Consider the following 11,518-nt stretch of genomic DNA (forward strand, 5'->3'; position numbering starts at 1 on the left):
CACCACATCAGATTGGCTACATTTGCAGGATGCAAAATTCAAGCAAAACACTTTCCATGACGCAAGTTCTTGTGTGTGGCGCGGCCATCGTGACGCTGTCCATGGGCATACGCCACGGTTTCGGCCTGTGGCTGCAGCCGATCACGCAAAGTCAGGGCTGGAGCCGCGAAACATTCGCATTTGCCATCGCCATCCAGAATCTGGTTTGGGGATTTTCCGGCATTTTTGCCGGCATGGTGGCCGACCGGTTTGGCGCCTTCAAAGTCATCGTGGGCGGCGCCTTGCTCTACGCGCTCGGGCTGATCGGCATGGCGGGCGCCACGACGCCATTGGTGTTTTCCGCCACGGCCGGGGTGCTGATTGGCATGGCGCAGGCCGGCACCACCTATGCCGTGATTTACGGCGTGATTGGCCGCAACGTCTCGGCCGACAAACGCTCCTGGGCCATGGGGATCGCGGCGGCAGCCGGGTCCTTTGGTCAATTTTTGATGGTGCCAACCGAGGGCTTTTTGATCAGCAGCTCGGGCTGGAAAGAAGCCTTGGTGATCCTCGGCCTGGCCTCGTTGATGATGGTGCCGCTGGCCTGGGGTTTGCGGGAACCCGGATTGACCGGTGGCGCGGCCAGTCGCCGCGAACAGACCATTCTTCAAGCGTTGCGCGAAGCCTTCAAATACCCGAGCTTTCAGCTGCTGATGGCCGGCTATTTCGTGTGCGGCTTCCAGGTCGTCTTCATTGGCGTCCACATGCCCAGCTACCTGAGAGACAAGGGCCTGTCACCGCAAGTAGCGAGCTACGCCCTGGCGCTGATCGGCTTGTTCAATGTATTTGGCACCTATGCGGCGGGAGTTCTGGGACAAAAATTGCCGAAGAGAAATATCCTGGCCTTTATCTATCTTGCCAGAGCCGCCGCCATCTCGGTGTTTTTGCTGGCGCCTCTGTCGCCTCTCAGCGTTTATGTTTTTTCCGCTGTCATGGGCTTGTTATGGCTTTCCACGGTGCCGGTAACCAATGCCACGGTGGCACAGATCTTTGGCGTGACACATCTTTCCATGCTGAGCGGCTTTGTGTTTTTCAGCCATCAGATCGGCTCTTTCATGGGGGTCTGGCTGGGTGGCTACCTGTATGACCGCACGGGAAGCTACGACGTGGTCTGGTACATCGCGATTGCGCTGGGCGTGGTCGCCGCGCTGGTGAATCTGCCGATTAAAGAATCAACGATCATCCGTGGCACGGCAGCGCAGGGAGCCTGACATCATGAAGCACAGCCACAAGCTTCTACTCTACGCGGCTGCCCTTGGCGTGCTTTTGGCGGTGTTTGCGCTCTATACACGCCCCGATTTTCTGGTCACTCTCGCGAACCAGGTCTGGGCCTGTTTTTGAAAAAGGATAGGTGTTTTGGATAAATCACCAACGGCAGACGCACATGGCCTGGGACCCGTCTCTGGCTGGGTCAAACGCTGGTCGCACCTGGTCCCGCCCGGCGGGTCGGTTCTGGACATTGCATGCGGACGAGGTCGCCACATGCAGTGGTTTGCCGAAAAGGGCCACGCGGTCACTGGCATCGATCGCTCATCCGAGGCGATTGACGCGGCGTCCAATTTCGGTGAGGCTGTTCTGGCAGACATCGAAAACAGCCCCTGGCCCCTGATGAACGGCATCCTGTTGCGCCAGTTCGAGGCCGTGATCGTCACCAACTATTTATGGCGACCGCTGTTCCCGGTGATTGCCCAAAGCGTGGCGCCCGGCGGCATCCTCATTTACGAGACTTTTTCCCAAGGAAATGAAACCGTCGGAAAACCGTCAAGGCCCGATTTTCTTTTGCGACCCGCGGAGCTGTTGGTGGCTTTTAAGAGTCTGCGCATCGTCGCCTTTGAAGAAGGATTCCTTCAAAATCCGCCTCGCTTTGTGCAACGAATCACCGCGGCACGATCCGATTTGCGCGATGAAACCGATCAGGCGCCTAAGCTTTACCCGCTCTAGTTAGAATGCTCTTTTACTGATTATCACCACTCGGACATGACATTCTCAACCAGCCAAATCACGGGCAGCATCGTGGCGCTAGTCACACCCATGTTTGATGATGGCAGTGTGGACTACCCCACCCTGCGCAAACTGATCGACTGGCACATCGCGGAAGGCACCGACTGCATTGGCGTCGTCGGCACCACCGGTGAGTCGCCAACCGTGAATGTCGAAGAGCATTGCGAAATCATCCGTGTTTCTGTGGAGCAGTGCGCGGGACGCGTACCGGTCATGGCGGGGTGCGGCGCCAACTCCACGGCTGAGGCGATCGAACTGACAAAGTTTGCCAAAAAGGTGGGCGCAGATTGCCAGTTGCAGGTTGTGCCCTACTACAACAAGCCGACCCAGGAAGGCCTGTACCTGCACTTCAAGGCGATTGCGCAAGCGGTTGATCTTCCGATGGTCTTGTACAACGTGCCCGGTCGTTCCGTGGCAGACATGGCCCATGACACCGTCATGCGTCTGGCCCAAGTGCCGGGCATCGTGGGCATCAAGGAAGCGACCGGCAACATTGAGCGGGCGCAGTGGCTGATCCGGGAAGCGCCGAAAGGCTTTGCCATTTATTCCGGCGATGATCCGACTGCGGTCGCCCTCATGCTGTGCGGCGGACAGGGCAACGTCAGCGTTACCGCCAATCTGGCGCCGCGACTCATGCACGAACTGTGCGTTGCAGCGATGGCGGGCGACACCAAACGGGCCATGGAGATTCAGTTCAAGCTGCTGCCTCTGCATAAGAACCTGTTTGTGGAGGCCAACCCCATTCCTCTGAAGTGGGCAATGGCGCGGATGAATTTGTGCGGTGGCACCATGCGTCTGCCCATGACACCGTTGACCCAAGCCAATGAAGCTGTGGTTGAAAGCGCTTTGCACGCAACCGGCCTGCTCTGATCGATCTGATCAGGCCTCACCTATAACCCAAAGGGACATTTTTTGTGAATCATTTTTCCAGACTTGCGCTGCTGAGCCTTTCACTGACGCTGGCAGCGTGCTCGGCTCTCGACAGCGACAAAATTGACTACAAAAGCGCTGGCAAAGGCCCGTCTCTTGACGTCCCCCCCGATCTGACCCAACTGTCTCGTGACACCCGCTATGCGGTTCCCGGTGGAGCCGTGACCGCGTCCAGCTTCCAACTTGGCCAAACCACCCAATCCGTACCGACCGCCGTCACGTCCTTAGGCGATGTTCATATTGAACGTGCCGGTACGCAGCGCTGGCTCGTCGTCAATCGGCCGGCCGACCAACTGTGGGAACCGGTGCGCGACTTCTGGCAGGAAAATGGTTTCCTGCTAGCCATGGACCAGGCCAATCTGGGCATCATGGAAACCGACTGGGCCGAAAACCGGGCCAAATTACCGCAAGACTTTATTCGTAACACGCTGGGGAAAGTGCTCGACTCACTGTATTCGACCGGAGAACGCGATAAGTTTCGTACCCGTCTTGAACGCAATGCAAGCGGCGGGACCGACATCTTCATCAGTCATCGGGGCATGATCGAGGTTTACAACACTACACTAAAAGACACGACGATGTGGCAACCCCGTGCCGCCGACCCGGAACTCGAAGCAGAGTTTTTGCGCCGACTGATGGTCAAGCTGGGTGTGACCCAGGCGCAATCCAAGGCACTGGTGGCGGCTGAAGTCAGCAAGAACAGTTCGCGGGTCACTGCGGTCAACGGGCAGCCCGTGGTTCAAATCGACGAAGGCTTTGACCGCGCCTGGCGGCGTGTTGGTTTGTCGCTGGACCGTACCGGGTTCACCGTCGAGGATCGCGACCGCAGCAAGGGCATTTACTTTGTCCGCTATGTCGAACCCGTTGCAGACAAATCAGAACCAAGCTTCCTGGGAAAACTCTTCAGTGGCTCGAAAGCCAATGCGGCGCCCTTGAAATACCGCATCGCGATTGTCAGTCAAGGAGAGTCAACAACGGTATCCGTGCTAAACGCCAGTGGCACAGCAGACACCTCCGGTAACGCGCAGCGAATCGTGAAAGTTATTGCCGACGACCTCAGGTAGCTGGGTCGCGAAAACCTGCGATACCAAAAATGTGGGCTTTAGCAGCCCACCCATTTTTCGCAATCAGATAGATTCAGTATTTAGTTTTGTCCAGACGAAAAAAAGCCACCTTGCGGTGGCTTTTTCAATCAACAAAGTTGACGATGCAAGATTACTTCTTGGTTGCGGCGGCAGCGTCAGCGGCCTTCTTGGCTGTATCGGTAGCAGCGCCTTTGGCCGCGTCAACGACGGCAGCGCCAGCGGCGGTAGCAGCATCAGCGGCAGCAGTGCCAGCAGCGGTAGCGGCAGAAGCGGCAGCGTCAGCGACTGGCGCAGCGGCGGAGGCTGCGGCTTCAGGTGCTGGTGCAGGAGCAACAACGACAGGAACCACAACCGGTGCTGGAGCTTCTTCTTTTTTACCACAAGCGGCCAAAGCAGCGGCAGCAATAACAGCGGCCAAAACGAGCGATTTATTCATTTGAAAAATACCTAGTGAGTTAACGAAACAATTTCCGGAAATTGTCAATGCAGAGAAACTGCAACGACCAAGCAAAAATGACTCGAGCTCTTTTTGCTTAGCCACGAATTATAGGGGAAAAATATCATTTTTCCACGGTACTTGGACAACACGCGATTACAAACCCAAGGTCGTCGCTGGGAACCCCGGAGCGCTATGGCGGAGTTTTTCATGAAGGGTTTCCCTGAGCTGAACCGAGCGCTCCCTGTCATAGCCACAAGTTCCGGTACTGCGCTGTGGATCCAGCCGATGCATGAACCAGGCTCGACTCCAGATAGCACTGGGAAAATCAGCTGAATCCGTCACACGGCATACCCGGCAGTCGATAATGTGCCCCCATGTTTTTCGCCACGAGACAAACCGAGCATGGTTTCGCATCACCTCGTCGTAACGCGTCGCCAGCAAGGTCATGTGCCGACCAGCCGCCGACCAGGCATGCAGGGATTCAAGCACGGAGCGCTCGCGCAGCGGCCAATCCTCAAAGGTGGCATCACTCAAAATGATCTCTTGCCACCCATCATGGGCGGCGCGCGCAAGCGCATCACGCACCAGCTTCTCAAAGGCTTCGCGGCCGGAGAATCGCCCACTAGCCAAGGGGCCAGGTGGCGAATTCGGCGATGCAGCGGGTTTCTCAGAGTCCATGCAGCCACCCCGCTTCACTCCAGGTTTGCAGCAAAGCGCGTGCTTCGGCGCTGGTCCGCCCCAAATCCTGGCGGCTCAGGCAGCGTTGATCAGACAAACGCCGCATCAACGTGGCGTCGCGTCCGGACGCTCTGAAACTTTCTCCGTTAATGAAAATGTGGCGTGCATCGAACATCATTTTCGTACGACGATCAAGGCGCACTGGCTCCACCGATGGCATGGCGCCGGGCTCCACCGTTTCAAACCAGACATTGGCTTTGGGCTCGGTCAGATACTCACCCAAGGCCCGCCCCAGCGCGTCCGGGTCCTGCAGAGCCCCTTGCAGGGCATCTCGCGCAAACTCGACCATCTGTCTCGGAATTTCACCGGGTTGATCGACCGCTGCCTGTTGTGAGTCCCGATACATGGAAACCCCGACGAGGTCTTGCGCGTCCTCAGCCAGCCGCTGCAACAGTTCACGGGCTAACTCACCCCGACTGGGCTGCCTGAATCCGATCGAATACGTCATGCATTCACCCTCCGCGATGCCATCATGCGCGTATCGTGGCGGCAAATACAACATGTCTCCTGGCTCCAGCACAAATTCCTGCTCCGGCACAAAGTTGGCTAATATCTTTAAGGGAACGTCCGGCTGCAAAGTCAGGTCTTTTTGCCGCCCGATCCGCCAGCGCCTGCGACCCTGCGCCTGCAGCAAAAACACGTCATAGCTGTCAAAGTGCGGCCCGACGCCACCGCCATCGGTGGCATAGCTGATCATCAAATCATCCATCCGGGCATCTGGCACAAAGCGGAATTTATTCAACAGGTCGTGGACGGCATCATGGTACAGATCAACCCCTTGCACCAGAAGCGTCCAGCCCGGGCGCTTCAGGGCGGGCAATGCACGCCGCTCGAACGGCCCCTGCTTGAATCGCCAAGCCGGCACCTGTCCCGGCTCCTGAATCACCAGACGCGCCTGACCGTCCTCACGGGACGCCAGCTCGAACAGTTCACCGCGGTCCAGCAAAGGCTTGAAGTTGGCAACTGCCTGTCGCACCAGCAGTGGCTTCTTTTGCCAATGCCGTTTCATGAATAATTGGGGGCTCAAACCGCCCAACAATTGCAAGGCTTGATTCACGTCCATTTGAATCTCCGATCATTTTTTAAACTGCGACAATTCTCCTATGGAAATCAAACAACAATGTGTGGTCGCGCTGACCTGGACCCTGAAAGACACCCTGGGTGAGGAACTTGACGTGCTCGACGAGCCGGTCGAGTTTCTGGTCGGCGGCGAAGACCTCTTTCAGGCGATTGAAGAAGCCTTGCAGGGCCACGAAGTGGGTGCCACGCTCGACCTGCAAATCGAGCCCGAACAGGGTTTTGGCGATTTCAATGATCAACTGGTGTTCTTGGAGTCCCGCCAACTCTTCCCTCCGGAACTCGAAGAGGGCATGACGTTTGAAGGCGCGTCACTGCCCGCGGGCTGTAACCTGGACGCACCCAAAAATGTGCTTTACACCGTCACTGAAATCTATCCCGAGCATGTCGTGCTGGATGGAAACCATCCTCTGGCGGGTATCGCTTTGCGACTGAGCCTGACGGTCGAGTCAGTTCGGGATGCCACCGAAGAAGAGATTGGACGTGGTTCCGCCGGAACCGGATTTTTCAAGATTCAGCCGCTGCACGCAACGCCCCCCGGCAACGACACCTTGCACTGACTCAGGACTTGCCGGTGGAACCGTAGCCGCCCTCCCCGCGTTCACTGGCGGGGAATTCGGTCACCACATTGAACTGCGCTTGCACCACAGGAACAATGACAAGCTGCGCGATGCGCTCCATGGGCTCAATGGTGAAGGCGACGTCACTGCGGTTCCATGCACTCACCATGAGCTGCCCCTGGTAATCGCTGTCAATCAGACCCACGAGATTGCCCAGCACGATCCCGTGCTTGTGCCCCAAGCCTGAACGAGGCAGGATAAGCGCGGCAAAATTCGAATCTTTCAAGTAGATGGCAATGCCGGTGGGCACCAGTTGCCACGCGTTGGGCTGCAAGGTCAGCGCCTCACTCAGGCAGGCCCGCAAATCGAGCCCGGCGCTGCCTGGCGTAGCGTAGACGGGCAACTGGTCGGCCATCCGCGAATCGATGATCTTGACGTCTATTCTCATCATTTTTAGCCTCTAGCCCTCATTCTTATTGCGATCTCTGCTATCAATTTACGAGCAAGCGAGAGCTTGGTATCGCGTGCCATATCTTTCACGCCTACCTCATCCACCAACAGCAGCGCATTGTCATCCTGCCCAAAAGTGGCCGGCCCGATATTGCCCACCAACAGGGGGACCCCTTTGCGCAGGCGCTTGGCCTGCGCGTTGGCCAGCAGATCATGGCTCTCCGCCGCAAAACCCACGCAGTACAAGGCCCGGCTTTGGCCTCGCGGGGACTGCGCCACGGCGGCCAGAATGTCCGGATTCTCCACAAAGCTCAACTCTGGCGTTCTGCCCGAACCGTCCTTCTTGATCTTTTGGTCCGCTGCATTGGCCGGTCGCCAATCGGCCACGGCCGCAGTCGCTATGAAAACAGTCGCAGCGGGCGCTTCTTCCTGCACCGCTTGCAGCATGTCCCTGGCAGACCTCACGTCCACCCGTCTGACGCCACGTGGCGTTGCCAGACTCACCGGCCCCGCCACCAGCGTCACTTCTGCCCCCGCCTCGCGGGCGGCCCGGCAAATGGCAAATCCCATCTTCCCGCTGGACAGATTGGTGATGCCGCGTACCGGGTCAATTGCTTCATAAGTGGGTCCAGCCGTGACCAGCACGTGCTGGCCAGCCAGCGTTTTGGGCTGGAAAAAAGCGATCACGTCGTCCAGCAACTCCTGAGGCTCCAGAATGCGGCCGTCGCCTGTTTCACCGCAGGCCTGATCGCCTTGGCCGACATCAAAAACCGTGGCGCCGTCGGCTGTCAGCTGCGCCACATTGCGTCGCGTGGCCGGATGAGCCCACATTTCACGGTTCATGGCGGGCGCTATCAGCAAAGGAACCTTGTCCAGCGGACGCGCCAGGCACATCAGGCTCAACAGCTCATCGGCCCGCCCGTGCAGCAGTTTGGCCATGAAATCAGCGCTACAAGGCGCGATCAGGATCGCATCGGCCTCGCGACTGAGATTGATGTGTGGCATGTTGTTGGGCTCCCGCGCATCCCACTGTGAGCCATAAACCATACGTTGACTCAGTGCCTGCATGGTGACCGTCGTGATGAAATGCTCGGCAGCGGCGGTCATCACCACCTGCACCGTGGCGCCCTCCTTGATCAAGGCTCGGCACAATTCAGCCGCCTTGTAGCAGGCAATGCCACCGGTGAGCCCCAGAACAATGTGTTTTCCAGCAAGGTCATTCATGGCCCGCAATGTATCAGACAAGGCGCCTATAATCTCGCTTTACCACCTCCCCGAGCGTGCAGCTCCCTCTGACATGACCAAATTTGTCTTCGTCACCGGCGGTGTGGTGTCTTCCCTTGGCAAGGGAATCGCCTCAGCCTCCTTAGCAGCGATTTTGGAATCGCGAGGCCTCAAAGTCACTTTAATCAAGCTTGACCCCTACCTCAACGTCGATCCCGGCACCATGTCGCCATTTCAGCATGGCGAAGTGTTCGTCACTGACGATGGCGCCGAAACCGATCTTGACCTTGGCCACTATGAGCGTTTCGTGGAAACACGGATGCGCAAAGCCAACAACTTCACCACCGGCCAAATTTACAAAAGCGTGCTGGAAAAAGAACGACGCGGCGACTACCTGGGCAAAACGGTTCAGGTCATTCCGCACGTCACCAATGAAATCCAGGACTTCATCAAACGTGGCGCCCGCTTTGGAACACCCGAAGCGGTCGATGTCGCCATTGTCGAAATTGGCGGCACCGTCGGTGACATTGAGTCCCTGCCTTTTTTGGAGGCTGTGCGCCAGATGAGCCTGAAGTTGGGGCCCAACAACAGCGCCTTTGTTCATTTGAGCTACGTGCCCTGGATCGCGGCGGCCGGCGAACTCAAAACCAAACCCACCCAGCACACCGCCAAGCAGTTGCGGGAGATTGGCATTCAGGCCGATGCGTTGATCTGCCGTGCTGACAGGCCCATTCCTACGGAAGAGCGGGAAAAAATTTCCCTGTTTTCCAACGTGCCCGACTGGGGTGTCATCTCCATGTGGGACGTGGACACGATTTACAAAGTGCCACGCATGTTGCACGAGCAGGGCCTGGACGGCCTGATTTGCGACAAATTGCGGCTGAACACGCCACCGGCCAATTTGAAACGTTGGGACGACCTGGTGTATGAAACAGAGCACCCGCAAGGCGAAGTCAACATCGCGATGGTCGGCAAGTATGTGGAATTGAGTGACAGCTACAAATCGCTCAACGAAGCACTGCGCCACGCCGGCATGAAAAACCATGTGCGGGTGAAGATCGATTACATCGATTCAGAGACCATCACGCCGGACTGCGTGATGCAACTCGCCAAGTTTGACGCCATTCTGGTGCCTGGCGGCTTCGGCATACGCGGCGTCGAGGGCAAGATTTGTGCGGCTCGATTTGCGCGGGAAAACAAGGTTCCCTATCTGGGCATCTGCCTGGGTATGCAAGTGGCCACCATCGAATTTGCAAGGCATGTGGCGGGCCTGACAGGCGCCAACAGCACAGAGTTCGAGCCCAACGGACCCAACCCCGTGATCGCCTTGATCACCGAATGGAAAGACGAGGACGGCACCATCAGAACCCGCGACAAGAACTCCGATCTCGGTGGCACCATGCGCTTGGGCGCGCAAAGTTCTGACGTGGTCAAAGGCACATTGGCGCACAAGATCTACGGCGACGTTGTCATAGAGCGCCATCGTCACCGCTATGAGGCCAACGTGAATTACCTGGACACGCTGCGAAAGGCCGGACTTGTGATTTCGGCCTTGACGCAACGTGAGCAACTGACCGAAATTGTCGAACTGCCGCAAAGCGTCCACCCCTGGTTCATGGGCGTGCAGTTTCATCCCGAGTTCAAGTCGACGCCGTGGAATGGGCATCCTCTTTTCAATGCGTTCATCAAGGCGGCGCTGGAGCATCAGACGGTCGGCAGCAGTTTGAAAGCAGTGGCCTGATGAAGTTGTGCGGATTCGACATCGGCCTGCAGCACCGTTTCTTTCTGATCGCTGGTCCCTGCGTGATTGAGTCGGAACAGTTGCAGATGGACACCGCCGGCACCTTGAAGGAAATCACCTCCAGCCTGGGCATTCCATTCATCTTCAAGAGCAGCTTTGACAAGGCCAACCGTTCCAGCGGCAGCACGTTCCGCGGCCCCGGCATCGACAAGGGACTTGAAATACTGGCCAAGATCAAGCGCGAGCTCAATCTGCCCGTGCTGACCGACATCCACTCGGAAGACCAGATCGCACAAGTGGCCTCGGTCGTGGACGTTTTGCAAACTCCTGCTTTTTTGTGCCGCCAGACCGATTTCATCCGCGCCGTGGCGCAGTCGGGCCTGCCGGTCAACATCAAAAAGGGGCAATTTCTCGCACCGGGCGACATGAAAAACGTGATCGACAAGGCACGGGCCGCTGCACGTGAAAAAGGCCTGGAAGAAGACAATTTCATGGCGTGTGAACGAGGTGCCAGTTTTGGCTACAACAACCTGGTCTCAGACATGCGTTCCCTGGCCATCATGCGCGAGACCGGTGCCCCCGTGGTGTTCGACGCCACCCACTCGGTTCAGTTGCCGGGGGGACAGGGCACCAGCAGCGGCGGGCAACGTGAGATGGTGCCGGTGCTGGCCCGCGCCGCCGTGGCCGTGGGCATCGCCGGCCTGTTCATGGAAACCCATCCTGACCCCTCCAAAGCGCTCAGTGACGGACCCAACTCCGTTCCGCTCAAGCACATGAAAGCCTTGCTGGAGACGCTGGTGGCACTGGACGCGGTGACCAAGAAAAACGGCTTTCTGGAAAATAGTTTTTAGTTTTTTTATCTTCGTTTTATTTTTTGTTTTTGAAAGAAATCAATGAGTGCAATTGTTGACATCGTCGGTCGCGAAATTCTTGATTCCCGGGGCAACCCCACCGTGGAATGCGACGTCCTGCTGGAATCCGGCACCATGGGCCGTGCAGCGGTGCCGTCGGGGGCCTCAACCGGCAGCCGTGAAGCCATTGAACTGCGCGATGGCGACAAAAGCCGCTACTTGGGCAAGGGCGTACTCAAAGCCGTTGAACACATCAACACCGAAATTTCCGAAGCGGTGCTGGGCCTGGATGCCTCCGAGCAGGCGTTTCTGGACAAGACACTGATTGATCTGGACGGCACCGAAAACAAATCACGCCTGGGCGCCAATGCCATGTTGGCCGT

The 11,518-nt window shown here is 57.6% G+C and carries 13 protein-coding genes and 1 pseudogene; 9 read left to right on the plus strand and 5 right to left on the minus strand.

The features are described 5' to 3' along the window. Nucleotides 1-56: 56 nt before the first annotated feature. The 5 genes from B3V69_RS11180 to bamC are packed head-to-tail and all read left to right on the plus strand — an operon-like array spanning nucleotide 57 to nucleotide 4,034. Nucleotides 57-1,250, plus strand: a complete 1,194-nt coding sequence (locus B3V69_RS11180) for an MFS transporter (protein WP_414707516.1) — start codon at nucleotides 57-59, stop codon at nucleotides 1,248-1,250. 4 nt (nucleotides 1,251-1,254) lie between these two features. Beyond that, nucleotides 1,255-1,380: a hypothetical protein gene (locus tag B3V69_RS11185; RefSeq protein ID WP_296446545.1), complete on the plus strand. Its 126-nt coding sequence runs from the start codon at nucleotides 1,255-1,257 to the stop codon at nucleotides 1,378-1,380. Nucleotides 1,381-1,395: 15 nt separating this feature from the next. After that, nucleotides 1,396-1,980: a class I SAM-dependent methyltransferase gene (locus B3V69_RS11190; RefSeq protein ID WP_296446546.1), complete on the plus strand. Its 585-nt coding sequence runs from the start codon at nucleotides 1,396-1,398 to the stop codon at nucleotides 1,978-1,980. Between the two features lie 36 nt (nucleotides 1,981-2,016). Then, on the plus strand, nucleotides 2,017-2,910 hold the full coding sequence (gene dapA, locus B3V69_RS11195; RefSeq protein ID WP_296446547.1) for a 4-hydroxy-tetrahydrodipicolinate synthase: 894 nt from the start codon (nucleotides 2,017-2,019) through the stop codon (nucleotides 2,908-2,910). A gap of 44 nt (nucleotides 2,911-2,954) precedes the next feature. Further along, nucleotides 2,955-4,034, plus strand: coding sequence for an outer membrane protein assembly factor BamC (bamC, locus tag B3V69_RS11200; protein ID WP_296446548.1), 1,080 nt, complete (start codon nucleotides 2,955-2,957; stop codon nucleotides 4,032-4,034). A gap of 151 nt (nucleotides 4,035-4,185) precedes the next feature. Here the strand turns inward: bamC and B3V69_RS11205 are convergent, their stop codons facing one another. From B3V69_RS11205 to B3V69_RS11215, 3 genes are read right to left on the minus strand one after another with little or no spacing between them, the layout of a single operon-like run. Beyond that, on the minus strand, nucleotides 4,186-4,596 hold the full coding sequence (locus B3V69_RS11205; protein WP_296446549.1) for a hypothetical protein: 411 nt from the start codon (nucleotides 4,594-4,596) through the stop codon (nucleotides 4,186-4,188). 51 nt (nucleotides 4,597-4,647) lie between these two features. Then, nucleotides 4,648-5,172: a hypothetical protein gene (locus B3V69_RS11210; protein ID WP_296446550.1), complete on the minus strand. Its 525-nt coding sequence runs from the start codon at nucleotides 5,170-5,172 to the stop codon at nucleotides 4,648-4,650. Further along, nucleotides 5,162-6,295 carry a cupin domain-containing protein gene (locus B3V69_RS11215; RefSeq protein WP_296446551.1) on the minus strand — a complete coding sequence of 378 codons (1,134 nt, stop codon included), beginning with the start codon at nucleotides 6,293-6,295 and terminating at the stop codon, nucleotides 5,162-5,164. Before B3V69_RS11215 ends, B3V69_RS11210 begins: the two co-directional genes overlap by 11 nt. 40 nt (nucleotides 6,296-6,335) lie before the next feature. Here B3V69_RS11215 and B3V69_RS11220 point away from each other — a divergent pair, with 40 nt between their 5' ends. Further along, the gene (locus B3V69_RS11220; RefSeq protein WP_296446552.1) at nucleotides 6,336-6,869 is read left to right on the plus strand and encodes an FKBP-type peptidyl-prolyl cis-trans isomerase; all 534 of its coding nucleotides are present in this window, start codon (nucleotides 6,336-6,338) and stop codon (nucleotides 6,867-6,869) included. Between the two features lies 1 nt (nucleotide 6,870). Here the strand turns inward: B3V69_RS11220 and dut are convergent, their stop codons facing one another. Both dut and coaBC read right to left on the minus strand, forming a co-directional pair. Further along, a complete protein-coding gene (gene dut, locus B3V69_RS11225; protein ID WP_296446568.1) occupies nucleotides 6,871-7,317 on the minus strand; it encodes a dUTP diphosphatase in 447 nt (148 codons plus the stop codon). 5 nt (nucleotides 7,318-7,322) lie between these two features. Continuing rightward, nucleotides 7,323-8,543, minus strand: a complete 1,221-nt coding sequence (coaBC, locus tag B3V69_RS11230; RefSeq protein WP_296446554.1) for a bifunctional phosphopantothenoylcysteine decarboxylase/phosphopantothenate--cysteine ligase CoaBC — start codon at nucleotides 8,541-8,543, stop codon at nucleotides 7,323-7,325. A 73-nt stretch (nucleotides 8,544-8,616) separates the two neighbouring features. On the opposite strand from coaBC, the gene B3V69_RS11235 reads away from it, so the two are divergent. The 3 genes and pseudogenes from B3V69_RS11235 to eno form a co-directional block, all read left to right on the plus strand. Then, complete coding sequence (locus B3V69_RS11235; RefSeq protein ID WP_296446556.1) at nucleotides 8,617-10,284, plus strand: CTP synthase; 1,668 nt, start codon at nucleotides 8,617-8,619, stop codon at nucleotides 10,282-10,284. Beyond that, nucleotides 10,284-11,135 (plus strand): 3-deoxy-8-phosphooctulonate synthase, encoded by an 852-nt coding sequence (kdsA, locus tag B3V69_RS11240; protein WP_296446559.1) that lies wholly within the window; start codon nucleotides 10,284-10,286, stop codon nucleotides 11,133-11,135. Before B3V69_RS11235 ends, kdsA begins: the two co-directional genes overlap by 1 nt. A 42-nt stretch (nucleotides 11,136-11,177) precedes the next feature. Further along, a pseudogene (eno, locus tag B3V69_RS11245) lies at nucleotides 11,178-11,518 on the plus strand (phosphopyruvate hydratase); the annotation flags it as partial.

Origin of the sequence: Rhodoferax sp. UBA5149 (assembly GCF_002413825.1) — a bacterium.
Taxonomy (GTDB): Bacteria; Pseudomonadota; Gammaproteobacteria; order Burkholderiales; family Burkholderiaceae_C; genus Rhodoferax.